The organism is Marinomonas gallaica, from assembly GCF_049821165.1.
GTDB lineage: Bacteria > Pseudomonadota > Gammaproteobacteria > Pseudomonadales > Marinomonadaceae > Marinomonas > Marinomonas gallaica.
In genome coordinates this window covers 806,905-833,478 of sequence record NZ_CP187511.1, presented here as the reverse complement: position 1 = coordinate 833,478, position 26,574 = coordinate 806,905, and the positions used below count along the sequence as shown (strand labels likewise).

Genomic DNA, 26,574 nt, shown 5'->3' with positions numbered 1-26,574 from the left:
CACTCTTAAACAGCCCAGTCATTACATTTCTCGCAACATTGCGCGGATCATCAGTGATGAGTTCTGTGCCGCCACAGTCAAGTACTCGTCAAAACTTGCTGGGGACTCTTTATCGGCCACATCAGATAAAGAGCGCACAACAACAAAAGGAACCGAAAACTTATGACACACTTGAGCCACCGCAGCCGCTTCCATTTCAACCGCTTTAAGGGAAGGAAATGCCGCCCGCACTTTCGCCACACGTTCAGCTTCACACATAAACACATCGCCTGTCCCGATCAAGCCGACTTTTGCTTTCGCCTGGCCTACGGAAGCTACCGCTTGCAGCGCCTTATCAACCAACACTGAATCGGCACTGTATGTTGCCGGCATACTCGGCAACTGCCCAAGGGCATATCCAAATGCGGTGACATCGACATCATGATGAACCACTTCATCTGAAATAATCACATCACCCACTTCCAGCTCTGCATCAAATCCACCTGCTGAACCAATGTTAATGACTATAGATGGATCAAAGCTGGCCATCAGTAATGTCGTAGAAACCGCTGCATTAACTTTACCAATTCCCGATTTAAGCAGTACGACGTCTTTGCCATCAAGCTGTCCAGAGTAAAACTCACAGCCAGCAACACTTGTTTCTTGTATGTCTGTCATCCATTTTTTGATAACAGCGACTTCTTCATCCATCGCACCGATTAAACCGATTACACTCATATTCATTCGCCTTTAACATTTAAATTTTGCAGTAGAGCTTCAAGCGCACCATCGTTCGGAAGCCGTCCTTCAACATCAATAAAACGCATTGTATCAGGTCGATCTAAAAAGTCTTCCAGCACGATCCATTTAGTATTCCCTAGATGCTCCAAATGGTATTTCATCGCTAACTGCGCCGTTGCTTTGTCTAATACCACAACCACGACTGGACTATGATGTCTGAGCACTGACATTAGATTAATAATATCGACTTCTCGACGCGCCACGAACCCGCTAGCGTTTAGCTCAGACTGCCAAATCACTTGGCTAATATGCGTACCGCCAGTGATAATGAAGTTGGTTGCGTGGGTGGCCCAATCGCCCAAGCTGATTTTGGACGCGGCCCCTAAAGCAACCACCATTGAGGCTAAACGAAACGGCATTAATTGATGTGCCAACATAGTTTCACCAGGCAGCTCATCAGAGCGATGATTGCCTACATGAATAACAGGTAACGCTTGGCTTCGACTTGACGTCAATAACTTATCAACGCCACTTTTAGCTAATTCTATATCACCCACGCCGACAAACATCACATCGTATTTTGTGCGATACGGCGTGCCCGCACCGAAGAACTCTGCAAACGATGAATACACCTCAACACGCATTCCTATCGACTTTAATAGTTCGAGTAATCGATTGCTCTCGGTATAATCATTTTTTACCAAAACAGCATGCTTACCAATGACATTAAGTGAACGATCATGCTGAGCTTCAGGCATAAGCGTCGCCATCATCACAAAACGGCTCGCATCGGATGCGTCCACGCGGCCTTTCACCAATTTAGGATATTCGTGACTCAACCACTGCAAAGCAGGCGTCATTTCTTCGAGCCCAAACAACTTAATCACTAAACTGTTCTTCTCCCACCCGATATGGATGTATCGGCCGGATATCGAACTGTTGATACATAACAGAAACGCCACCATTAGCATTGATCGGTGATCTTGTGTCCATTCCGCAACGAGTTGTGCATCACTTAACGAGAGCTCGACACTGAAGTCCTGCTGTTTTGAACTGGGTACAAGACTTAGATCCAATTCATCTTGTACCTGCACCACAAGCTCTCCAAGTGGCATTTTTTTCGAAGCTGCACTATCAAGATGGCTAATCTTCGTTAGCAAATCTCCTATGACATTCAACCAACGCACCGTCGATTGTGGTGACGTTTCTAAATGATCTTTACAACTCGCCAGTTCTTGCAATATTAACTGTGACGGTGGATGAGGCCGGTCTAATGTATGCTGCGGGAAACGATGCGTTAGGTGCCAACGTAAGCGACGGATCTCACTCACATCTCGACCCACCAACATCACACTACGAAAACCATGCTCATTGATAAAAGAGTACGTATTAAAATCGTATACTCTATCGGATTCAGGGAACTCTAATTCGAATCCACCACCATACTCACCTTTTAACGCACGCTGAATTGGCTGATGACAAGCGATAGGTGTCATATCAAAGACCGTGCTAGCAAACTGATAACTAGGAAATAGCCCTTTCGCTTCTTTATTCATATTCGTAACGCGCGAAGACTCATCACAAAATAAAATGGCGGATTGTAGAGAGTTAGACAACAACTCTAAATGCTGCTCACGCACTTTGAGCTGCACTTGGAAGCGGTTCATTTGAGCGAGCAGCGGCTGGAACTCTAAAAAATCCATTGCGCCCTCCCGACCCAATGCAGGCAGACCCGTTATCGGCACAAACATGACCCGCTGCGCATAAAACTGTATCAACCAATACATTAACAAGAAGCATATTAAGACCACCGCACAGCCAATCATGACCACGCCACTAAACGACTCAGTAAGGGGTCGAGCAAAGCGCAATTCTACCGTGAGGTTATCTTCTAACTCGGGAATAGAGAGAATGCTATCGTGAGTAATGTAAGGTATATCATCAGAGAAGCTTCTTTGCTTCTCTACCAGTAATACATTGCCCACTAGGTCTTTAATACGTATGAAGTCTGCATCTGCGCTGGTAATTAGGTCACTCGCCAGTGCTAAGTTATTATTAAGTGAAATGAAACCGTAGAAGAACCCCTGACTCTGCCCAACACTGTTGCTCCCAAGGGACTTTTTGAACACTAGCATTTCACCTCGGTCACTGGAAGACACATGCCGCCAAGCGTTTATTTGAGCGCCTTGAATAAGGCTATCAGGCGTGTCTTGTGTATACAGCCTAACTCTAGGATCCTCCATTACTTGGCCATTCTCTAAGACTACGTAGAAAAAATCCAAGCCGCCAAAGAACAACACATCATGAAGCTGAAACAGGCCATCGATGGTTTCTCCATCATTCACTTGCTCAGACAAATACTTAACTTCAAAATTGGCGCGATCCAAGTACGCCGAAAAACTCATGCTGAGTGTTTGTGTACGTTGATGCAATGATGCCAATGAATGGCCTCGCTGGGTATAGTAATCCATTACCCAAACGGCCGAGCACAAAACAAGCGCTCCAAGTATAAAAGGAATGAGCACTTTACGAGAAAAGCGCTTACGCAGGCTTATCGTGGCCATAACGACATCGAGTAAGGGAGTGCTTGTTGCAAAAGAATGTTACGGGTCTGCTCATCCATGTCTTGTACCAATAAACTAAAAGATTCCATATATACAGCGGGTAAAAGACGAGATTCAATGTCTGCTTTGATCGCTTCCGCTGCAGCTATAGCCCTATAATCCAAATCTCCAACAACTGTAACCATAATAATCCCTTGCTTGTAGGCGTCCTCCCAGTCTTTCAGGCCTAGCCAAGCATTAGTACTTACCAACACCTGTTGCTGACGACTTAAAGCTCGCACAACACCTTCGCTAAGGTTCGGCGTGCAAGAGAAAATAAAATGCGACGATCCTAACGCTTGACTCTCTTTCACAATTTGCAGCGCAACACGTTGAGCTGCTTGAGCATTGTCTTTCAATTGATAACGATGGCGTACTTGATAGCCTTCCCGATAGAGTTCATTTAGAAAAATCTGACAGCCAGTTTCATTTTTATAAGGGTCATCAACCGATAATGTATCAATCAGCGTGCCTTCATCAAGCATACGGACCAAATAGCTTGCCAAGCTTTGCATCATTTTGGCCCGATCAATACCTATATACAGCAGCGGCGGATGCATATGCCACGATGAAAATGGTGCAATAACCCCCCTTATTAGCACTTCTGTTTCCCCAGCTTTAAGTATCCGTTCTAATAAGGGCCGATTATGATCATCAACTCGGTCAACAATCATATAATCAAAATTAGCCGCCTCAATCTTCTGGAAGGTATTCAAGGTAGAGTCGATACCGTCACGACGGTCTATATGGAACACATCTAGCCGAAAATCAATGCTAAGCTCTTTCATACGCTGCTTAAACGTCATCATCCACGCTCGATTAAATGCAATGGATGGATCACTGTGCAGTATGACGGCGATTTTCTGAGTATCAGGATGAGTCGCTAATAAAGGAGCAGGTTGCGAGCGAACACGCACCGACAATTGCTCAATGAGGGGGATTTGACTAGGGTTAGCGTCTAAAAAGCGCTTCAAACTGAACGAGGACTGGCCAAACGTGTACGCACTTACCCCTTGAGATAAAAGAGTAATCGTTAAGCAGATGAAGAAAAATCGTAGCTGACGCATAGGCTTCGTTGGTCTTTAAATGGTTAAAGACATTCTAACGAGAACCACTTTGAATGAAATACAAACGCGTAAAAAAGGCATAAAAAAAGCCGAGTTACAAAGTAACTCGGCTTTTTAAAATATGGTGCGGAAGGAGAGACTCGAACTCTCACGCCGTGAAGCACTGGAACCTAAATCCAGCGTGTCTACCAATTCCACCACTCCCGCAAGGAATGGCGAGCATTATAGAGAAACCATTTTCATGGTCAACACTTTTTTTAAAAACTTTTAAAAAAATGCTCGTCAAACAAAACCTTATTTAGAAACGACGACCGTTAGCGTATTCGCCGTGCTCGTAACGAATCGCCATTTCTTCAAGGTCGATGGTTTGAATACGAGACGCTTGGCCTGCACAACCAAAGGCTTCGTAACGATCAATACACACAGCCTTCATCGCTTTGATGCTTTCTGTTAAGTATTTACGTGGATCAAAGTTACCTTTGTGCTCAGCAAGACTACGACGGATCGCACCCGTTGCGGCTAGGCGAAGGTCGGTATCGATGTTGACTTTACGAACACCGTAGCGGATCGCTTTTACGATCTCTTCTACAGGCACACCGTATGTCTCTGGAATTTCACCACCAAATTCGTTGATGATTTCTAACCAGTCTTGCGGCACTGAAGAAGAACCGTGCAATACGATATGAGTGTTTGGCAGCAACTCAACAATCTTCGCAATACGCTCGATGTCTAAGATGTCCCCAGTTGGCGGACGAGTAAATTTGTACGCTCCATGGCTTGTACCAATCGCTACTGCTAGCGCATCGATGCCCGTTGCGTTTACGAAGTCTACCGCTTCTTGAGGGTCCGTCAGCATCTGGTCGTGCGACAAAATACCTTCTGCGCCGACACCATCTTCTTCACCCGCTTGACCTGTTTCTAATGAACCAAGTACACCCAGTTCACCTTCTACAGACACACCACACGCATGAGCGAACTCTACGGTACGACGCGTCACATCAACGTTGTATTCGTAGCTAGCAGGCGTTTTACCATCAGCCATTAAAGAGCCGTCCATCATAACCGATGAAAAACCAAGCTGAATAGAACGCTGACAAATGGCTGGGCTCGTACCGTGATCCTGGTGCATGACTACCGGGATATGTGGGTAATCTTCAATCGCCGCTGCAATCAGGTGGCGAAGGAAGTGAGAGCCAGCGTATTTACGCGCGCCTGCAGAAGCTTGCATGATAACAGGTGAGTTCACCTCGTCTGCTGCTTCCATGATCGCTTTGACCTGCTCCATGTTATTCACGTTAAACGCAGGCAAGCCGTAATCATGCTCTGCTGCATGATCCAGCAATTGACGCATACTTATTAAAGGCATAAAAGTTTCCTCTGACAATGAAGTTTTTGGTGTCTAAACAGTGCATCCAATCAAGAGACACCGTGTGATTTTATATTCATGCGCATGTGTGTCACATGTGGCGTTTCGCCTTATCGTTATATTGTCAGTCTGTCTAATGAAAGACTGGTCACTCTCTAAGTGTTTATAATTATAAAAGATGAGAAAGTCCTAGGACTCACCTCATCCTGCAGGGTATTCCCCGTCTTATTCAAGTGCAAGCACGTAGCTTTACACTAATTTTGCGTGCGTGACTCCAACATAGCAACCGCTGGAAGTACTTTTCCTTCGACAAACTCAAGGAAAGCGCCACCACCCGTTGAAATGTAAGACACTTTGTCTGCAATCTCATACTTGTCTACTGCCGCTAGCGTGTCACCGCCACCTGCAATAGAGAAACCATCACTGTTGGCAATAGCTAGCGATAACGCTTTAGTACCTTCGCCAAACTGATCAAACTCAAATACACCAACTGGCCCATTCCAGATGATCGTTTTTGAACTCTCTAGCAGTCCCGCTAATTTAGAAGCAGCTTTCGGACCGATATCTAAAATCATATCGTCTTCAGCTACATCCTTCGCATCTTTAACCGTCGCGGTCGCCTCTGCGGAGAACTCTGTCGCGACAATAACGTCTTCCGGCAAAGGAATGTTCACTTTTTCCATCAATGCTTTGGCTTGCGGAATCAAATCTTTTTCATAAAGTGATTTGCCAACAGGAAACCCAGCTGCTGCCAAGAACGTATTAGCAATACCGCCACCGACGATCAACTGATCGACTTTATCAGACAATGACTCCAGCACCGTTAGCTTAGTCGATACTTTTGAACCGCCAACAATCGCTGCCATTGGACGAGCAGGTTTCGCCAGCGCCTTCTCTAAGGCTTCAAGCTCGGCCGCCAATAATGGACCAGCACAAGCGATCGGAGCAAATTTACCCACACCGTGTGTTGATGCTTGAGCACGGTGAGCTGTACCAAAGGCATCCATGACATAAACATCACATAAAGCAGCCATCTTCTTAGAAAGCGCCTCATCGTCTTTTTTCTCGCCTTTGTTAAAGCGCACGTTTTCAACCAACACAAGTTGACCCGCGGCAACCTCAACGCCATCTAACCAATCTTTTACCAGAGGGACATCTTGACCCAAAAGACCCGCAAGGTGATCGGCAACGGGTTGTAGTGAGTATTGCTCTTCGTACTCCCCTTCTGTTGGACGACCAAGGTGAGACATCACAATCACTTTCGCACCCGCCTCTAATGCCAACTTTAATGTTGGCAATGCAGCTCGAATACGGGCATCACTGGTTACTTTGCCTTCTTTCACAGGCACATTAAGGTCTTCACGAATCAATACGCGTTTGTTCGCTAGATCCAAATCGGTCATTTTAATTACGGTCATGCACGATTCCTCGTCGTTTTTAAAACCATCAGTGCTGAGCACTGTTTTCCAATTGTTGTTGCCAATAGCACGCCACATCCAGCATGCGATTCGCATAACCCCATTCGTTATCAAACCAACACAGAAGCTTCACCAGCCGACCGTCTACCACTTGGGTTTGTGTACCATCGATGATGACGGAGCGCGGATCATGATTAAAGTCTACCGACGCATGGGCTTCCTGAGTGTAACCTAATAATCCCGCGTACTTAGACGAAGCAGCGGTTTGAAGGGCGGTATTTACTTGTTCTGCTGTCACATCTTGCTTGGTACGTACCACCATATCGATCAACGAGACATTAATCGTCGGTACACGTACCGCATTGGAGCTGATTTTACCTTCTAATTCGGGCATCAAACGCGCAATACCGCGATCCAGCCCCGTGTTCACAGGAATAATCGAGCTCATGGCTGAGCGCGTTAGTCGCAAATCTTTGGTGTGATAAGCGTCTATAATAGGTTGGTCATTCATAGCGGAATGAATGGTTTGCGTTGCACCATGCTCTACACCTGCCAACTCTTGTAACGTATCTAACACAGGGATAACACAGTTTGTCGTACAAGATGCCGCAGAGACGATCGTCTGATCCGCAGACATACAGCTTTCATGGTTAAACCCAAATACAATCGTCGCATCCACATCGGCAGATGCCGGCTGAGATAACAGTACTCTTGGCACACCCGCGTCGATAAAGCGCTGTATCTCATCTCGTTCGGTAAACGTACCCGAACACTCCAAGACTAGGTCTACTTTTAAAGTCGCCCAATCCAGCTCTTCCGGAGACATAGCACTAAAACACCGAATCGCGTCCTCACCGATCAATAGACTCTGACCTTCAACGGAAACAGGTTTCGGAAAGCGACCATGAGTCGTATCGTAACGAGTCAAATAACTGATCGTTTCAATATCTGACAACTCGTTAATTGCGACAACGTGTAAACGGTCTTGGTAACCATTTTCATAAATCGCACGTAAAACAGATCGACCAATACGGCCATAGCCATTAATTGCTATTCGCAACATAGTTCTCTTATCACATTGATCCAACAAAAAAGAGGAGCGCTAAGCTCCTCTTTCGTTGCGAAGCCGTTAGGCGTTCAGCAGTTTCTCTGCTGTTTCAACAACATTTTCGACAGTGAAACCGAAGTACTTCAACAGATCGCCACCCGGTGCAGATTCGCCAAATGAACGCATGCCAACCATCGCACCACCAAAGCCAACGTATTTGTACCAGTAGTCAACATGTGCTGCTTCAATTGCTACACGCTTAATGACACTGCTTGGTAGGACAGACTCTTGGTACGCTTTATCTTGCGCATCAAACGCATCGGTAGACGGCATAGAGACAACGCGCACCTTAGTGCCTTTTTCAGTCAGCGCTTGCGCTGAATCCATGGCTAGAGATACTTCAGAACCCGTTGCAATCAAAATCAATTCTGGTGTGCCTTCACAGTCAGAAAGCACGTAACCACCTTTCGCGATATCTGCCACTTGCGCATCGGTACGAGACAACGCAGGTAAACCTTGGCGACTGAACACAAGTGCCGTAGGGCCTTTACGACGCTGGATACCCGCTGACCATGCCACCGCTGTTTCCGTCGCATCAGCAGGACGCCATACGGACATATTTGGTGTCATACGTAGGTTAGCAAGTTGCTCAACCGGCTGGTGCGTAGGACCATCTTCACCTTGACCAATCGAGTCATGGGTGTAAACAAAGATGTTTTGAATGCCCATCAGTGCAGACATACGTACTGCGTTACGTGCGTATTCCATAAACATCATGAAGGTCGCACCGTAGTTGATGAAGCCACCGTGTAGCGATACGCCATTCATAATGCCGCTCATACCGAATTCGCGTACACCGTAGTAAATGTAGTTACCCGCTGGGTCTTCTTGAATGCCTTTCGAGCCAGACCACAACGTTAGGTTGGAGCCTGCCAAATCGGCAGAACCGCCTAGCAGTTCAGGAAGCATTGCTCCAAATGTGCCGATCGCATTTTGTGATGCTTTACGGCTGGCAATGTTCTCGCCCTTGTCTTGGCACTCTTTGATGTAAGCCGCGGCTTTTTCTGTGAAGTCAGCTGGCAATTCACCTTTAACAACACGGCGGTCAAACTCAGCCGCTAGTTCTGGGTAAGCCGCTTGGTAAGCTTCAAATTTCGCTTCCCACTCAGATTGCGCTGCCGCACCTTTTGATTTTGCATCCCAACCTTCGTAAACGTCTGCTGGAATCTCGAATGGTGCTTCTGACCAACCTAGGAACTCACGGGCTGCAGCGATTTCGTCATCACCTAGTGGTGCACCGTGGCAGTCATGTGAACCTGATTTATTTGGTGAGCCAAAACCAATGATGGTTTTACAGCAGATCAGTGTTGGTTTAGAAGTTTCTGCTTGCGCAGCTTCAATGGCGGCTTTAATTGCTTCAGGGTCATGACCATCTACGTCAGCAATCACATGCCAACCGTAAGATTCAAAACGCTTAGGTGTGTCGTCAGTGAACCAACCTTCTACATGACCATCGATAGAGATACCGTTGTCATCCCAGAATGCAACCAATTTGCCTAGACCAAGCGTACCCGCTAGTGAACAAGCTTCGTGGGAAATACCTTCCATCATACAACCGTCACCAAGGAAGCAGTATGTGTTGTGGTCAACTACTGTGTGGCCTTCACGGTTAAACTGTGCTGCCAATGTCTTCTCAGCGATGGCCATACCCACAGCATTACTAATACCTGCACCCAAAGGGCCAGTCGTTGTTTCAACGCCATCAGTGTAGCCATACTCAGGGTGACCAGGAGTTTTCGAGTGTAGCTGACGGAATTGCTTTAGCTCTTCCATTGGCAAGTTATAGCCAGAAAGATGCAACAGGGAATAGATCAACATTGAACCATGGCCGTTTGACAAAATAAAACGGTCACGATCGACCCAGCTAGAATTGCTTGGGTTGTGTTTCAGAAAGTCATTCCAAAGCACTTCTGCAATATCAGCCATGCCCATTGGCGCGCCTGGGTGTCCAGATTTTGCTTTTTGAACCGCGTCCATACTCAGTACGCGTATAGCATTAGCAAGTTGTTTACGAGACGGCATTGATCATCCACTCCTGGTTAATGTACGAAATGTCGGCTTCATTCTCCACGCTAAGCCCAAGCCTTGCAACGGCATCAGGCGGCATCTGCTTACTAATTAAGCAAAGAAAATGAAATTGCACAAAGATGGACAATAGCATAGCAAAAAAGCACCGAAAGCACCCTACCCTTAATGCACAATTGCTTGAATTTTAGTCGCCATTAGTTCATTATCCGCAGCACAGCGTCGATTTGTTTCGGCTTGCGGACGCTATATAAATTCAGCTAAACAGAAGCATGATACGCCTGTTTAGCAAACCATTTCAGCTAAGCGGGTTTTTTTATGCCTGTTTGGCGCTCTAGAATTTACATCTATAGAGGCACAAACATGTCAGAATATTCTCTATTTACCTCAGAATCTGTTTCGGAAGGTCATCCAGATAAAATTGCAGACCAAGTATCCGATGCGATCTTGGATGCCATCATCAAAGAAGATCCAGAAGCACGTGTTGCATGTGAGACGCTTGTTAAAACAGGCATGGTCTTGGTTGCTGGTGAAGTACGCACCAATGCTTGGGTTGATATCGAAGACATCGCCCGCGGCGTTATCCGTAACATTGGTTACAACAGCTCTGATATGGGCTTTGACTGGGAATCCTGCGCAGTCCTTAACGCAATTGGTAAACAATCGGCTGATATCGCTGTCGGTGTAGATGAAGCCAACGAGAAAGAACTAGGCGCCGGAGACCAAGGTCTAATGTTTGGTTTCGCAACCAATGAAACTGACGTTTTAATGCCTGCTCCGATCACATACGCCCATCGTTTGGTTCAACGCCAAGCCGAAGTACGCAAAAACGGCACGCTAGAATTCCTACGCCCCGATGCCAAAAGCCAAGTTACCTTCCGCTACGATGAAAACGGCAAACCATGCGCGATCGATGCGGTGGTACTCTCTACACAGCACAGTGCCGATGTAAAACAAGCCGATTTACGTGAAGCAGTGATGGAAGAAATCATCAAGCCTGTTCTGCCAGAAGAATGGCTATCGAAAGAGACTAAATTCTTTATTAACCCAACAGGCCAATTCATCATTGGTGGCCCTGTGGGTGACTGTGGCCTAACAGGTCGTAAGATCATCGTTGATACTTACGGCGGTATGGCGCGCCACGGCGGTGGTGCATTCTCAGGTAAGGATCCCTCGAAAGTAGACCGTTCAGCCGCTTATGCAGGTCGTTACGTCGCGAAAAACATTGTTGCCGCAGGTCTTGCTGACAAGTGCGAAATCCAAGTGTCTTACGCTATTGGCGTGGCCGAGCCCACGTCAATCAGTATCAACACCTTTGGTACAGGCAAAGTCAGTGACGAGTTGATTTCTCAGCTAGTACGCGAACAATTCGATCTGCGCCCAGCAGGCCTAATCAAGATGCTCGATCTTAAACGTCCGATCTACCTACCAACAGCGGCTTACGGCCACTTTGGTCGTGAAGAAGAAAACTTCACATGGGAACGCACGGACAAAGCTGACACATTACGTAACGCTGCTGGTTTATAATTACCGCAATTTCCGTTATAAAAGCCCTCTCAATAGAGGGCTTTTTATTTTATGCGAATTCCACGTATCTTCGTCGACCTACCACTGGCTGAACACAGCACATTTGACTTCCCTGATAGCGCTTTTCAGCACTGTTGCAAAGTACTGCGATTAAAGGAAAATCACCCAATCGTTTTATTTAATGGTCAAGGCGGACAATACCAAGCTAAGCTGCTCAATGTGCAAAAGCGTAGCGCTCAAGTGGCAGTGGATACATTTGAAGCTCTGAGCAACGAATCACCTCTCTTGGTCACCATAGGGCAATCCATCTCACGCGGGGAACGCATGGACTATGCGATTCAGAAAGCCGTTGAGTCAGGTGTTTATAAAATACAGCCGTTATTCAGTGAACGTTGCGAGGTACGCTTAAACGATGCCCGACTCGAAAAGCGTGTACAGCATTGGCAGCAAGTTGCCATCAGTGCCGCAGAACAATCAGGCCGAGGGATTGTACCAGAAGTGTGTTTCCCTATTGATTTGCAAGATTGGGTTAGCAATTGTAACGAAATGTTAAAACTGACATTACATCACCATAGTGCACGCCCTTTGAATCAGTTCACTCGACCAGACAACCAGAAAATTGCCCTGCTAATCGGCCCAGAAGGTGGCCTTTCAAAGGCTGAGGTTGATCTTGCAGAACAACAAGGCTTTTCTGCTATCGCTTTAGGACCTAGAGTATTACGCACAGAAACAGCGCCCATTGTGGCCCTTACGGCGTTAAATTTACTCTGGGGCGATCTATAGCGGTTACATTTCATAACATTAGAATTCGACCTGTAACACAAATATGCCTCCAATGATGTACAAAAACCATCTAGAATTTGGATAAATTATGTACACATTGTTTTCTATTTTTAACGTCTTACACTTTAGGTGACGCCCATGTTTCGAAAAAAGTTAATTGTCAGTGGTATTGCACTGGCTACTTCTTTTTGTGCCCTACCTGTAATGGGCATCACTCTTGAAGAAGCTACTTACACAGCAGTTGAAAATAATCCAAAAGTTCGCCAAGCCATCGCTCTATTCAGAGAGAGCTTGGAGGAAACGGAAATTTCAAAGGGAAATGGCTTTTTACCCTCTATTGACTTGAATGCTGGCATTGGTCATGAAACGACTTACGACTACCAAGGAACGGGGGAAGATGTATCGTTAACGCGCCGAGAGCTTGCGCTAACGCTGACCCAACCTATTTTTAATGGGTTCAATTCTACCTATGATGTAAAACGATTGAAGGCCGAAGCCGAGGCTAATCGCTGGAACGCTCTTATTCAGGTCGAAAATAAAGCACTTGAAGTCACGCAAGCCTACACAGATGTCTTAAGAAACCGTGAGCTGTACCAGTTGGCTGAAACCAACTTAAATACTCATAATCGAATTTATAAGCAAATTCGTACAGCAAGTGAGTCGGGTGTAGGCCGTCAATCAGATTTTAGCCAAATCTCTGCTCGTCTTGCCAAAGCCGAAGCAAACCGCTTATCTGCTTTAGACAACCTTCGTGCCTCTGAGGCAAATTATAAGAACATCGTGGGCGATATGCCGCCAGCAGAACTGATCTATCCTGAACCTGATCGTTCAATGCTGCCGACGAATTTAGCCGATGCCGTGGATCAAGCGCTAAAGAACAACCCAGCAATTGATTCAGCGAAGTGGGATGTTACAGCAACCGAGCATTACCTAAGCTCAACTAAATCTAATTACTACCCTGAGTTAAATCTTGTCGTTGAGCGCTCTTTTGACGACAACATTGATGGCAGAAAAGGGGCCGACGAAGATCTAACCGCTATGCTTCGTCTTTCTTACAACCTCTATAATGGTGGCGCAGACAAACACACGCGCAAAGCAGCTATTCAACAGAACACTCAAGCTTCTGAGATTCAACGTAATACCGTTCGTGAGGCTGAGCTATCTGCCCGATTGGCTTGGGCATCCTATGAAGCAACGTTGGGTTCAAAGTCATACTTACAACAATATGTCACGGCCACTAAAGAATCTCAAATGGCCTATGCACAGCAGTTTAACCTTGGTCGACGCACCCTACTCGATGTATTAGACAGTGAAAACGAGCTATTTGAAGCACGCCAAGATTATGTGAATGCAGACTATGACGAACTGTATGCAGTCTTCCGTTTGTTTAATGCGAAAGGGGATTTAATGCGCGCCTTACGTATTTACCAACCTAAAGAGCTTGGTTTTGAACAAGAGACGCTACCAAGAAAACGTACAACTGCCTCTGCTGAAATGGCTCAGCCTGTGACTCCGACACCTCAACCTGTAGCGCCAGTGCCACAAGCAACTCAGCCGCAGTATCAGGCACCGGTACAACCACAATACAACGCTCCCACTCAGAGCAGCTATCAACCCCCTGTTAGAACAGCTCAACCTGTAGTGCCAGTGCCGCAAACAGCCCAGCCGAGTTATAATACGGCCGCGCCAAATAGCAGCAATTTCCCACAAGGCAACACCTCTGTTAACGATGACGGTGTTATCTTTATCGATGCAACCGACAACACTGGCGGTTGGTAAACAAACTGAGCGGCACAGCACCTCGCTGTGCCGCTTTTTCTTGTCCGATATTTTCTCACTCAACCCTTATCTTTCCTGTCCCGAGTCCTTATACTCTTCCCTATATAAAACTTTTGCCATAGACCCAATAGGCCTGTGCGCTGTAACAGGAAAAGTACATCATGACCATTAAACTCGGCATCGTAATGGATCCTATCCAAGCCATTAATTACAAAAAAGATACCTCTCTCGCCATGCTATGGGCAGCCGCCGATAAAGGTTGGTCTTTGTATTACATGGAGCAGTCTGACCTCTTTCTCGACAATGGTCGTGCCTTTGCTATGACTAAGCCGCTGAGCGTTTTCAAAGACCCTGATCACTTCTATGAACTCGGTGAAGAGAGCATGATGGCTTTGGGTGATCTGGATGTTATTTTAATGCGCAAAGATCCGCCATTTGACAGTGCATTCATGCACAGCACCATGATTCTAGATCAAGCCCAGCGCGACGGTACACTAGTGGTCAACAACCCAAAATCTCTTTTAGAGTGTAATGAAAAGCTGTTCGCGACACAGTTCCCGCAATGCTGCCCTGAAGTGCTCGTTACTCGCCGTGGTGATCTACTCAAAGCGTTCCATAAAAAGCATAAAGACGTGATTTTCAAACCATTGGATGGCATGGGCGGTAGCTCCATTTTCCGCCTTAAAGAAGACGACTCCAATGTGGGAGTGATCATCGAGACCTTGACGAGTCTGGGGACTGAACAGATCATGGCCCAAAAATACATTCCAGAAATAAAACAAGGTGACAAGCGTATTCTTATCGTCGACGGCAAGCCTATTCCTTATGCTTTGGCTCGCATTCCAGCTGCGGGTGAAACACGGGGAAACCTAGCTGTTGGCGGTCGTGGTGAGGGGCGTGAACTCAGTGAACGAGACCGTTGGATCTGCGATCAAGTCATTCCTACGCTAAAAGAAAAAGACCTAATGTTCGTCGGTTTAGACGTCATCGGCGACTATCTAACGGAAATCAATGTCACCAGCCCAACCTGTGTCCGCCAATTAGATGACCAATATGGATTGAACATTGGCATGACCCTCATGGACGCCATTGAGGCGCGTTTAAACGCTCGATAATTCGCTATGCGCAGCGCAGATCGCTTTTCAATCACCCTGTTTATTGCCATCAGCCTACACTTGATGGCAATTACACTGGTGAACTTTGATTTCTCCATGGGACAAGCTGCTCCTAGGAAAGCGCTCGAAGTAACACTGGTTCAGCACAAATCTGACGCGCCTAAAGAAGCCGATTTCATTGCCCAAGCCAATCAACAGGCAAGTGGCACAGAGCTACGCAAACAGAAGCTAACCACCACAGAAACCGCTCAATTCCGGTCAGACGAGATTCAAGACATCACCCCTCCCGTCCAACCCGAATTGGCGTCAGCAGAACCCGTCAAAGACCCGCAACTCATCGCCAGTCGCAATCAGAGTGATGTCTTTCGGGTACTGGACGACCCAGAACAACAGAACAAAACCCTGGAAGAGCAGTTTCTGGGCAAGACTCAAGTGCCGAGTAGACTGTCGAGCGATATCGCAACACTCGAAGCGCTACTTGATCAACAACGTCAATCCTATGCCAAACGCCCACGTATTCGACGCCTAACCTCAGTCTCCGCAAAATCCGCCATTGATGCCAAATACCTCGATGACTGGCGCCGCAAAATCGAGCGAATCGGTAATATTCACTACCCTTCTGAAGCTAAGCAGAACCACCTTTATGGCCAGCTGCGCCTAGCAGTCGCCATCATGCCGAATGGTTATGTCGAAAGTATTGAGGTACTGCAGTCCTCTGGTATACGCGTGCTGGATGATGCCGCCATGCGAACCGTCCGCTTAGCAGAACCCTTTGATAGCTTCCCTACGGAACTAAAAAAAGAAGTGGACCAACTCGAAATCATCCGCACCTGGCAGTTTGTACCAGGTAATCGATTACGCAGTCAGTAATCTCTCAACAACGCCATTAGCTAAAACCATTAACCTTCCTAGATAGAAAGCGTCTTATGTATCAGGGAAGCGCTGACGCGTCGAAGCATGAGACATAGCGCAAGCCAAACTGATACATAAGACGCTTTCCACACAATAGAATTAGCCAAGTGGCTATAAAGTGCTAGCAGTGAGTTAAGTTTTTCAAGACACAAAAAAGCCCTCACATGAAGGGCTTTTTAGTTGTTAATTAGGGATAGAAGCTTAGTGAAACTGTGCTTCGCCCATGGCTAATCGAATCTTTTTCATCGCATTCTTTTCAAGCTGACGGATACGTTCAGCCGATACCGAATATTCATCGGCAAGATCATGCAAGGTAGATTTATTTTCACTCAACCAACGCTTAATCAATATATCTCGACTGCGGTCATCAAGCTCTAGCATCGCACTTTCAAGACGACGGTTAGAGTCGGCTTCCCAGTTGCCATGTTCAAGCACCATCGCTGGATCGTAGCTCGAATCTTCTAAATAGTTAGCAGGTGCTTGGTATGCGCTGTCATCATCGTCATCACCACTGGCATCAAATGCCATATCAGAAGAGCTCATGCGCCCTTCCATTTGACGTACAACTTCAGGCGTTACACCGAGATCGCTGGCAACCGACTCAACTTCAGAATTACTTAACCACGTGAGTGTTTTCTTAGCACTGCGTAAGTTAAAGAACATTTTGCGTTGTGCTTTAGTCGTCGCGACTTTCACAATACGCCAGTTCTTCAGAATGAATTCATGAATTTCGGCTTTAATCCAATGCACGGCGAAAGATACCAAGCGCACGCCCACTTCTGGATTGAAACGCTTAACCGCTTTCATTAAGCCAACGTTACCTTCTTGGATTAAATCGCCTTGGTTCAGGCCGTATCCAGAGTAACTTTTAGCAATATGTACGACAAAACGCAGGTGAGACATAACCAACGAGCGTGCAGCCTCTAAATCGCTTTGGTAATAAAGACGTTCTGCTAACTCGCGTTCCTCATCCGCTGACAAAATTGGAATGGTACTAACGGCCTGAACATACGACTCAAGATTTTGACCTGGAGTCATCATGTCGATTGGCTGGAGAGCTTGACCCATTTCTATTTTACCTCTTCGTGTTCATACTGAGTATGAGCAAATACTAGCAACAAAGTTCACACTGTGTGTGCGGTAAATGTGGAGAATTGACCTCAATTTGTCAATATTACGAGGGGGATTCTTCCTCAATTACTGCAACTCAATATCGCGGATATGGCGACTTACTGCGACCCAAGAGCCGAACACGCCAATCACTGCGCTGATAGTTAAACACATTATAATTTCAACTGCATTAAAACTTTGTAGCTCGAAACCTGCGTGATAAAGCTCAATCAATTGCTCAGCAGGCGAACTCACCCACCACGACAACATAAGTATGCAGATTGAGGCGAATAAACCGCCTAGCACGCCAAACCAGAACCCCATGTATAAGAAAGGTCGACGAATATAACTGTTCGTTGCCCCTACAAGTTTCATGACAAGCACTTCATCACGACGACTTTCAACCGCCATACGAATCGTGTTACCAACAATCAACAACACTGCAATGACCAGCAAAGCAGAAATGGCGTATACAAAGCGCTCACCAAAGCTGATCATCGTCGCAAGACGCTGCAACCACTCTGCATCTAACTGCGCATATTCAACTTGCGGCAGACTTTGTAAATGGTCTCGTAGTGCTTGTAAGTCCGGCAGGGTATTGAGATCAACAATCGCTTTGGGGATAACTTTTAAAACGATCGGCAACGGGTTTTCAGGCAACGTAGACATGATCTGCTCATAACCGCTGGACTGCTCGAAGTAGCGTAGGCCTTCTTCTTTAGAAATGTACTCGACTGACAATACATCGGCTCGGCTCGACAATTGATGAGACAACGAAAGCGCTTCGGTGTCCTCTAACTGAGAAAACAAATACAGCGAAATAACCGACTGCTGCTCCCAACGGTCAGTCACCGATTGCACGTTTTTCAATAAAACAAATAACCCGCCTGGCAAAGATAGCGAGATCGCAATGACCATAATTGTCATAGCGCTGGCAAGAGGATGACCTAGCAGCCGAGTCAAACTTTCAATAAGGAAGGCTTGATGCTGACGTAGGTACAATTTGAAATCAAACCCTTGGGCACGCCAAGCAGGCTTTTGCTTTGCTGAATGTGCCTGACGAGTCGCGCCACGCTGTGCAGCAGAGCGCTGTTGAGGAGGTCTTGCCATTTAAGCAAACCCTCCATCATTGACCATTCGGCCTTGATTTAACGTCAATACACGATGACGCATGCGCGCCACCAGCGCCAAGTCATGGCTCGCCACCATAACCGTCACACCAACTCGATTAAACTCTTGGAATAAGTTCATAATTTCAGCAGACAACCGGGGGTCTAGATTACCTGTTGGTTCGTCGGCCAGCAGCAATTGAGGTTTGTTAACCACCGCACGCGCAATGCCGATACGCTGCTGCTCACCACCAGACAACGCCATCGGGTTGAGTTTTTCTTTGCCCAACAGCCCCACTTTATCCAATGCCGCGCGTACGCGTTTGCCTGTTTGATCGTCATCCGCTCCGCTCACTTGCAACGGTAAAGCCACATTGTGAAACACGCTACGATCAAACAAAAGTTGGTGATTTTGGAATACCACACCGACACGGCGGCGGTGGTAAGGAATCGCATGTTTACCTAACGTACGAAGATCGACGCCATCGACTAAAATAGTCCCTGTAGTTTGACGTTCAATCATCATAATGAGTTTCATCAAGGTACTTTTACCGGCCCCTGAATGGCCTGTGAGAAAGGCCATTTCCCCTTGTCGTAGATGAAAACTCACCTGCGACAAAGCATCATGACCGCTCTCATATTTTTTCCCTACTCGTTGAAACTCAATTTCCACGCAGACATCCCCTGTTGTTGACTGGTTTAATCTAACTGTTACTCACTCTCAAATAAAGCGTCAACAAATTCTTGAGACTTAAACGGACGTAAATCGTCTGCTTGCTCGCCCACACCAATGTATCGAATAGGCAAACTGAATTGCTTTGCAATCGCGAAGATGATGCCGCCTTTCGCGGTACCATCTAATTTTGTCAACGTAATACCGGACACACCGACGGCTTCGGTAAACAGCTTTGCTTGGCTTAACGCATTTTGACCAGTCCCCGCGTCGAGTACCAACATCACTTCATGTGGCGCCGCCACATCGAGCTTCTTCATGACACGAACCACTTTTTCAAGCTCGCTCATCAAGTTCGCTTTGTTCTGCAATCGGCCTGCTGTATCTGCAATGACAATATCGACACCGCGGGATTTCGCAGATTCGATGGCGTCGTAAATCACAGAGGCTGAATCCGCGCCCGTATGCTGTGCGACCACAGGGACATTATTGCGATCGCCCCATACTTGAAGTTGCTCAACGGCGGCCGCGCGGAAGGTATCACCGGCGGCCAACATCACACTCTTGCCTTCGGCTTGATACTTCTTCGCCAACTTACCAATGGTCGTCGTTTTACCCACGCCATTAACGCCTACCATTAAGATAACAAATGGGCCGTCTTTGTGTTCAGGTACTAACGGTTTTTCGGAGTTCACTAAGATGTCCTGCAACTCACCTTTTAAGGTGCGCATGAGAGCATCGGTGTCTTTCAGCTCTTTACGGCTCAGCTTGGCATTTAAGGAGTCAATTAATGACTGTGTAGCCGCCACCCCCACATCCGCCATTAGTAGTTGCGTTTCCAGCTCTTCGATTAAATCGTCATCGACTTTTTTACTGCCCATGAGAAGAGAAGACAAGCCAAAGCCACCACGAGTACGCGCCAACCCAGCTTTAATGCGCTGGGACCAAGAAAGCGCCGGTACTGGAGTCGGAGCCGGTTCGGGTTGAGCAACGGCATCAGGAGCAGACTCTTCCGGCGCAGCCACAACAACCTCAGGCTTCTCATCTTTTGTTTCCGTAGCCGCTTTTGTCCCCGTAGCCGCTTTTGTCTCGGCCTCGACAATTGGCTCACTAATGCCTTCAGGTTCGGACGACTCAGGTTGTGGCTCGGCAGACGTGTCTAGCGGCTTTTGTTTCGCCGCTTTAATGTCGGCATCCATGCTTTTCATAACAGAACGTTTAATGATGAAAGCAAAGATGGCCAATATCACACCGATAGCAATCGGTGCGAAGCGAGCGTATTCACCAAAATATGGTGTTAAATAAGCGATTATCTGATCTACAAATTCCATTCACATCTCTCTAGATTGATCCCAATGGATGGGTAATTGAATCGCGACGCCGAGCAAACCAAGGCGTAGTTGCGTTAAAAACGGTGATTTTAGCATCATTCCTATTAGCAAAAAGCCCCACTTTCGTGGAAAAATGTACTCTATCTCATTCTTCAAGCGACAATTCTATGTTTAAACGCGATAAGCCGTTATTTAGTCGTCCCGTATTAGCCGTCATTATAGTAGTCACCACTCTTGCTGTTTGGCTGCTAAATTTAACCAGTACGCGTGTTAACCTTGCGACACCTAACATCGAAACTTGGCAAACCGCATCCGGAATTCCTGTGTATTGGCTTACGCAAGATGACTGGGAAGGCAGTGATAAGCTATCACTTGCCATTGTGTTTAATAGTAATGCGCAATCACCTCAGCTCACGGCCGCCACCCTGTCTTTGCTCACAGGCCCAACACTGCCACTGAGCACGGCGACGATTAATCAGCGCTTAACCCCCATTGCAGCCGCGGCAGAAACACGATATTCCGTAAGCCAACAGCAGATTAGCGTCTCACTCAGCAATCGACCGCAGTTTCTTACAGCGACCTTAAATGTGCTCAGCGCATGGCTAAACAAAACGCAATTTAAAGAGGCCGCATTACAAAGTTGGCAACAGCACCAGCGTAACGATATTGGTCAGCAGCAATTGATGCTGCAACTTTTTCCTAACTCCGCACTAGCGACGCCCTCGTCTGTACAACAAATCACCGTAAAGCAACTAACGCAACACTTTGGTTTAATCAAACAGCAGGTATCTCACATCGTCATCACTGGAGCGCTGAACGACAATACCATTGAACCCTTACAGCAAGGGCTCAATGCTCTCACACAATCCATGCAACAAGGTTCTGCAAACAGTGATAGGCAGCTTGCTACAGCACCGTCATCGTCTGAGATTGGTGATCAATCACTCAGTGCCGTGTATGGCGCACTAGGAATTGCTCCAATCACCTCTGTTACGGATTGGCTCACGCTTCAAGTCTGGGCAAAAGACAGCTTACAAGCACAGAAGAAACGTTTTAACAGCCAAGCAGGACAATGGCAGCTGCACTTAGAGTCGCCACAAGCCTTCGTGAATTGGCAAATAGAAACACCTCAGTCTGTATTGTTAGCCGACCCAGCATCGTCTCAATCGCATACAAGCTGGATTGCACCTGACCAGTTACCGAGCTATCAAGAGCAAGCGGCGTTTAACGCGCTGAAAGATCAGCTTCTACAGCAATTACCCGCTCTTAGCCAAAATCCAGATTGGTGGCGTGCAATTGCGACCAGTGTCGCGATGCCGAAATCCCCCTTATCACTGAATGATTTTGCTCAACACTACAGTGAAGCCGCGAACTCTTTTACAATAGAGCAATACCGACAGCACCTCGAACAGCTGTTGATTCCATCATCTCGTCAAGAAGTTCTAATAAAGCTATGAGAAAACCTACTAAGGCCAATAACACTAAAGGCCAATCAAAACTGCGCATCATTGGTGGTGATTGGCGTTCTCGCCAGTTACCCATTTTAGATTTAGACGGATTACGTCCCACCACTGACCGCGTGCGCGAAACGGTTTTTAACTGGTTAAACTTCGATATTCCTGGGGCGAGCTGTTTGGATCTGTTTGCTGGGTCTGGTGCACTGGGATTGGAGGCGCTCTCTCGTGGTGCAAAAGAATGCACGTTTGTAGAACTTAACCGAGCCGTTGCACAGCAGATCACCCATAATCTCACAACGTTAAAAGCCAGCAATGGAAGTGTGATTAACCGCGATGCAATGGCTTACCTTAACACCCCACCAATAGCCTTCGATATCATCTTCTTAGACCCACCTTTTAGAAAAGGGTTGCTTGAAAAAATCATTCCTATGATTTCTGAAGGATGGCTCAAACCCAATGGTTATATTTACATCGAAAAAGAGAGTGAAAACGCCCTGAGCTGCCTACCAAACCACTGGCAGCTCGAAAAAGAAAAGTGCGCTGGACAGCTCACTTACGCCTTATACAAAGTAATAACTTAAAATTACTATTTAAAATTGCACGATGCTTGCATACTGAACACCCAATGCTCTATTTTTGAACGATATCGTTATTTAATGGTTGAAGGTGATGTATGTTGAACAACCTGTCCTTTAGGGCCAAACTGCTGTGTTTGCTAGTTTGTGCTGTCGTTGGTTTTACGCTTGTTACACTGGTCGCTATCAATGGAATGAATGCCCAACAAGAGGCCAATCAAAAACTGCGTGTTTATGGGGATATCGGCTCCAGTGTCGATAAGGTCAGCCTTGGCATTCTGGAAGCCGCCGATCAGCTACGCAATCTTAATGATGCTAACTACACGGCGTACATCACCACACTGGAAGCTCGCAAACAGAAAGACATAGAAATTTTCAAAAAAGACATCAACATGGCTGACCAAGAACAATTGGTCAGTGCCTTACAATCTTCACAGTCTACGTTAGAAAATTATGCTAATGCCCTATTAGATTTGGCAGAAAAGCGTAGCATCATTGGCTTCAGTAATACATCTGGTTTGAAAGGCAAAGTGTCTATGCTAGGCGAGCAAATTGCTACGAATGTCGAGCGCCTAAGTCTATTGCGTCGTGAGTTTGTCAACGTCCGCAAATTTGAAGCCACTTATCTTAGCCATCCAGACGCTGAAGTACTCGCCGATCTGCAAAAAAGCTATGACCGTTTTATTTCCAAGGTAAATGACTTTGGCTTCAAAGACAGCATCGGTCCGGTGGCCGCAGAATATTACGAGGCACTATTAGCTTACGGGCCAGCCTTCGACTCACTGCGACAAGCAGAACAACGCTTCGATCAAGAAAAGAACCAATTTGCCGAAGGTCAAATGGCTCTCGCTGAGTTGATTAGCAATTATGTCCAACAAGCGGAAGTCGCCTCAGACCGACAAAGTAATCAATCGCTTTACACATTAATAGCCGTCTCAATTGCGGTCTCTCTTGTTTCATTATTATTGATGATGAGCATTGGTCGTAGTGCGCGTAATACACTCATGCAAGTCATCGCAGATTTAACCAAGGTTAAAGAAGGCGACATGACCGCCAAAGCCGCTATTAACAACAAACGTAATGACGAGTTTGATGCGCTCAGCAAATCACTTAATGAAATGACCGGCGGTTTAGGCAATGTGTTGAGTGACGTTGTCATGACCACCTCTAGCGTGAGCTCAATGGTCAATGATTTAAATGGCGCCATTACCAATATTGCGGACAATAATCGCTCCGTCACCGAACGTACCAGCTCTCTTGCGGTTGCAACGGATGATATATCCGGCCGTATCACCAACCTATCTTCAACCACCGCTGAGCTTCGCGAGCATTCAAGCGAAACCTATGAATCTGCGAAAGCCGGTGCCAAAACCATTCGTGTGGTATTGGATAACCTGAAAGGCACCGTGGATGCAGTTAACCTAACGGGTAAACAACTCGATGAACTGGGTCGTTTGTCTTCCGACATTGATAACGTGATCGGCATGATCAATGATCTAGCGAACCAAACCAACTTGCTTGCATTGAACGCCGCGATTGAAGCGGCCCGTGCAGGAGAAGCAGGCCGTGGTTTCTCGGTAGTCGCCGATGAGGTCCGTTCGCTCGCCGAGAAAACCGTCGACGCCACCTCAAAAATCACAGACATTGTCAGCACCATACAGACGTCCACCAAAACAGCAATAGAGACGATGGAACAAGGCCAAGAACGTCTACGTGTTATCGAGCAAAATGGTGGTGAAGCAGAAAGTGCCATTCGCACCATCGAAAATAACGCGCAGACCAGCTCACAGGCCTCTGATGAAATGGCGACCTCTATTCAAGACGTTGCCAGCACCGCCGTACAAATGAGCACTGAAATGGATCAAATCGCTCAACAACTGAGCGAAGACAGTCACTCCATAGAACTGATTGTTAACAGCGCTCATCAGATTCACGACATGGCAAGTAGCTTGGCGGACAAAACCCGCGTCTTCACCCTACGCTAATCGTTCTAAAAGCGCCCGACCAGTACGATTACTGGTCGGGTTTTACGTCCCTCTCTTGATGCCCTGTAGCGCAAACGCTAGACTGTGCCTCCATTAAAAGAATTCTATCGGTCGCTCACAGCGCGGCATTTCGCTTACTTTCATCAGGAAACGCACAACCTATGCCGGATACCATTCCTGTCGATTCTGTGGGGCTTATCACACCACAGGTAGCACACTTCGATACACCGTTAGTGCTGGCTTGTGGTCAGACTCTGCCTAATTATCAGCTTGTTTATGAAACGTATGGAGAACTTAACGCTGACGCCAGCAACGCTATCTTGATTTGCCATGCGTTGAGCGGCGATCACCATGCGGCAGGGTATCATTCCATGGAAGATCGTAAACCAGGCTGGTGGGATTCTGCGATCGGCCCAGGTAAGCCGATTGATACCAACCACTTCTTCGTCATCAGTTTGAATAACCTCGGTGGCTGCTCAGGTAGCACTGGCCCAACAACGGTCAATCCCGCTACGGGTAAAGTCTGGGGTGCTGAGTTCCCCATGGTGACCGTGGAGGACTGGGTCGAAACCCAAGCGCGCTTTGCGGATCGTTTTGGTATTCAAACCTTTGCGGCCATCGTCGGTGGCAGTCTAGGCGGCATGCAGGTCTTAGACTGGAGCGTACGTTACCCTGACCGTCTTCAAGCCGCGGCCATTATCGCCTCAGCACCTAAGCTATCGACACAGAACATCGCCTTTAATGAAGTCGCACGCCAATCTATTCGCCGTGATCCACAATTCCATGACGGTCAATACATCGAACAAGACACCATACCGACCAATGGTTTAGGCTTAGCCCGCATGTTAGGACACATTACCTATTTGTCCGATGATTCGATGGGCAATAAATTTGGCCGCCAAATGCGCCACGATACCTACCAATACAACTACGAAGTTGAGTTTGAGGTGGAAAGCTACCTACGTTACCAAGGCGAAGCCTTTACCAAGCGCTTTGATGCCAATACCTATATGCTGATGACCAAAGCTCTGGATTACTTTGACCCGGCGGCGCGCGAAGGCGGTGACTTGGCAAAAGTACTCAGCAAAGCACAATGTGAATTCCTATTAGTCTCGTTCACAACAGACTGGCGTTTTTCCCCTGCTCGCAGCGAAGAGATCGTTGATGCTTTGATTCGCTCAGGCAAACATGTGAGCTACACCAAAATCGAAGCCATTGAAGGCCACGATGCATTCTTATTCCCGATTCCACGCTACATGAATGCCCTGCGCGGTTTTTTAAGTCGTGTTGCTAAACGTTTACCTAAGGAGAATGCCTAATGCGTGCAGACTTACAGCTCATCAGTGATTGGATCCCGTCCAACTCTCGCGTATTAGATTTAGGCTGTGGCGACGGCGCGTTGCTTGCCCACTTAAGCGAGCACAAAAATGTCGCAGGTTATGGTTTAGAGATCGACGCTGAAAACATTAATATGTGTATCGAAAGAGGCATCCCTGTTCTAGAGCAGGACATTGACCAAGGACTTCAGAACTTTGAAGAACAAGGGTTTGAAGTGGTTGTGATGGCGCATGCGCTTCAGCAGTTCCGTCGACCAGATTTGTTGCTCGACGAAATGTTACGCATTGGCAAAGAAGCGATCATCACCTTCCCTAACTTCGGTCACTGGCGCAACCGCGTACACTTAGGCATTAAAGGTCACATGCCTGTGTCCGAGTTCTTGCCTTACAATTGGTACGACACTCCCAACATCCACTTCTGTACTTTTAACGATTTTCGCGACTTATGTCAGGACAAAGGCCTAAAAGTACAACGCTGGGCCGCTGTTGATGGACAATTGCATGATCATTGGTGGACTCGTTTAATGCCCAATTTATTTAGCGAGACTGCTATTTTCAAAGTAAGCCGCTAACG

General features: G+C 46.9%; 21 protein-coding genes and 1 tRNA gene. 10 read left to right on the top strand and 12 right to left on the bottom strand.

Annotated elements, in window-relative coordinates; genetic code table 11:
- Positions 1–21: 21 nt before the first annotated feature.
- From mtnN to tkt, 8 genes are all read right to left on the bottom strand, one after another.
- Positions 22–717 carry a 5'-methylthioadenosine/S-adenosylhomocysteine nucleosidase gene (mtnN, locus tag ACPUEK_RS03845; protein ID WP_082866249.1) on the bottom strand — a complete coding sequence of 232 codons (696 nt, stop codon included), beginning with the start codon at positions 715–717 and terminating at the stop codon, positions 22–24.
- A gap of 2 nt (positions 718–719) precedes the next feature.
- Entirely contained in the window at positions 720–3,284 is a 2,565-nt protein-coding gene (locus tag ACPUEK_RS03840) for a hypothetical protein (RefSeq protein WP_425642389.1), read from the bottom strand.
- On the bottom strand, positions 3,272–4,390 hold the full coding sequence (locus ACPUEK_RS03835; RefSeq protein ID WP_067222319.1) for a hypothetical protein: 1,119 nt from the start codon (positions 4,388–4,390) through the stop codon (positions 3,272–3,274). Before ACPUEK_RS03835 ends, ACPUEK_RS03840 begins: the two co-directional genes overlap by 13 nt.
- A 122-nt stretch (positions 4,391–4,512) precedes the next feature.
- Positions 4,513–4,597 (bottom strand) — tRNA-Leu (locus ACPUEK_RS03830).
- A gap of 91 nt (positions 4,598–4,688) precedes the next feature.
- The gene (fba, locus tag ACPUEK_RS03825) at positions 4,689–5,756 is read right to left on the bottom strand and encodes a class II fructose-bisphosphate aldolase (protein ID WP_067033883.1); all 1,068 of its coding nucleotides are present in this window, start codon (positions 5,754–5,756) and stop codon (positions 4,689–4,691) included.
- 254 nt (positions 5,757–6,010) lie between these two features.
- Entirely contained in the window at positions 6,011–7,174 is a 1,164-nt protein-coding gene (locus ACPUEK_RS03820) for a phosphoglycerate kinase (protein WP_067222316.1), read from the bottom strand.
- Between the two features lie 28 nt (positions 7,175–7,202).
- Positions 7,203–8,237, bottom strand: a complete 1,035-nt coding sequence (locus tag ACPUEK_RS03815; RefSeq protein WP_425642386.1) for a type I glyceraldehyde-3-phosphate dehydrogenase — start codon at positions 8,235–8,237, stop codon at positions 7,203–7,205.
- A 66-nt stretch (positions 8,238–8,303) separates the two neighbouring features.
- Entirely contained in the window at positions 8,304–10,304 is a 2,001-nt protein-coding gene (gene tkt / locus ACPUEK_RS03810; RefSeq protein WP_425642385.1) for a transketolase, read from the bottom strand.
- 366 nt (positions 10,305–10,670) lie between these two features.
- Between tkt and metK the strand changes: the two genes are divergently transcribed.
- The 5 genes from metK (at position 10,671) to ACPUEK_RS03785 (ending at position 16,381) form a co-directional block, all read left to right on the top strand.
- The gene (gene metK, locus ACPUEK_RS03805; RefSeq protein ID WP_067033894.1) at positions 10,671–11,834 is read left to right on the top strand and encodes a methionine adenosyltransferase; all 1,164 of its coding nucleotides are present in this window, start codon (positions 10,671–10,673) and stop codon (positions 11,832–11,834) included.
- Positions 11,835–11,885: 51 nt separating this feature from the next.
- On the top strand, positions 11,886–12,617 hold the full coding sequence (locus ACPUEK_RS03800) for a 16S rRNA (uracil(1498)-N(3))-methyltransferase (RefSeq protein WP_425642384.1): 732 nt from the start codon (positions 11,886–11,888) through the stop codon (positions 12,615–12,617).
- A gap of 138 nt (positions 12,618–12,755) precedes the next feature.
- Positions 12,756–14,396 (top strand): TolC family outer membrane protein, encoded by a 1,641-nt coding sequence (locus ACPUEK_RS03795; protein WP_425642383.1) that lies wholly within the window; start codon positions 12,756–12,758, stop codon positions 14,394–14,396.
- A 161-nt stretch (positions 14,397–14,557) separates the two neighbouring features.
- Complete coding sequence (gene gshB / locus ACPUEK_RS03790) at positions 14,558–15,511, top strand: glutathione synthase (RefSeq protein WP_067222306.1); 954 nt, start codon at positions 14,558–14,560, stop codon at positions 15,509–15,511.
- 6 nt (positions 15,512–15,517) lie between these two features.
- On the top strand, positions 15,518–16,381 hold the full coding sequence (locus tag ACPUEK_RS03785) for an energy transducer TonB (protein ID WP_067222304.1): 864 nt from the start codon (positions 15,518–15,520) through the stop codon (positions 16,379–16,381).
- A gap of 243 nt (positions 16,382–16,624) precedes the next feature.
- Here ACPUEK_RS03785 and rpoH read toward each other — a convergent pair whose 3' ends face one another.
- From rpoH to ftsY, 4 genes are all read right to left on the bottom strand, one after another.
- On the bottom strand, positions 16,625–17,491 hold the full coding sequence (gene rpoH / locus ACPUEK_RS03780; protein WP_425642382.1) for an RNA polymerase sigma factor RpoH: 867 nt from the start codon (positions 17,489–17,491) through the stop codon (positions 16,625–16,627).
- Between the two features lie 129 nt (positions 17,492–17,620).
- Positions 17,621–18,643 (bottom strand): permease-like cell division protein FtsX, encoded by a 1,023-nt coding sequence (gene ftsX, locus ACPUEK_RS03775; RefSeq protein ID WP_067033916.1) that lies wholly within the window; start codon positions 18,641–18,643, stop codon positions 17,621–17,623.
- Positions 18,644–19,315, bottom strand: coding sequence for a cell division ATP-binding protein FtsE (gene ftsE / locus ACPUEK_RS03770; protein WP_067033931.1), 672 nt, complete (start codon positions 19,313–19,315; stop codon positions 18,644–18,646).
- A 38-nt stretch (positions 19,316–19,353) separates the two neighbouring features.
- On the bottom strand, positions 19,354–20,646 hold the full coding sequence (gene ftsY / locus ACPUEK_RS03765; protein ID WP_425642381.1) for a signal recognition particle-docking protein FtsY: 1,293 nt from the start codon (positions 20,644–20,646) through the stop codon (positions 19,354–19,356).
- A 167-nt stretch (positions 20,647–20,813) separates the two neighbouring features.
- On the opposite strand from ftsY, the gene ACPUEK_RS03760 reads away from it, so the two are divergent.
- From ACPUEK_RS03760 to metW, 5 genes are all read left to right on the top strand, one after another.
- Positions 20,814–22,103: a hypothetical protein gene (locus tag ACPUEK_RS03760; protein ID WP_425642379.1), complete on the top strand. Its 1,290-nt coding sequence runs from the start codon at positions 20,814–20,816 to the stop codon at positions 22,101–22,103.
- Complete coding sequence (gene rsmD / locus ACPUEK_RS03755) at positions 22,100–22,684, top strand: 16S rRNA (guanine(966)-N(2))-methyltransferase RsmD (protein ID WP_425642378.1); 585 nt, start codon at positions 22,100–22,102, stop codon at positions 22,682–22,684. The genes ACPUEK_RS03760 and rsmD overlap by 4 nt, the downstream gene beginning before the upstream one ends.
- A gap of 92 nt (positions 22,685–22,776) precedes the next feature.
- A complete protein-coding gene (locus ACPUEK_RS03750; protein ID WP_425642376.1) occupies positions 22,777–24,663 on the top strand; it encodes a methyl-accepting chemotaxis protein in 1,887 nt (628 codons plus the stop codon).
- A gap of 161 nt (positions 24,664–24,824) precedes the next feature.
- Positions 24,825–25,982: a homoserine O-succinyltransferase MetX gene (metX, locus tag ACPUEK_RS03745; protein ID WP_425642375.1), complete on the top strand. Its 1,158-nt coding sequence runs from the start codon at positions 24,825–24,827 to the stop codon at positions 25,980–25,982.
- Positions 25,982–26,572 (top strand): methionine biosynthesis protein MetW, encoded by a 591-nt coding sequence (gene metW / locus ACPUEK_RS03740; protein WP_067033976.1) that lies wholly within the window; start codon positions 25,982–25,984, stop codon positions 26,570–26,572. Before metX ends, metW begins: the two co-directional genes overlap by 1 nt.
- Positions 26,573–26,574 lie beyond the last annotated feature (2 nt).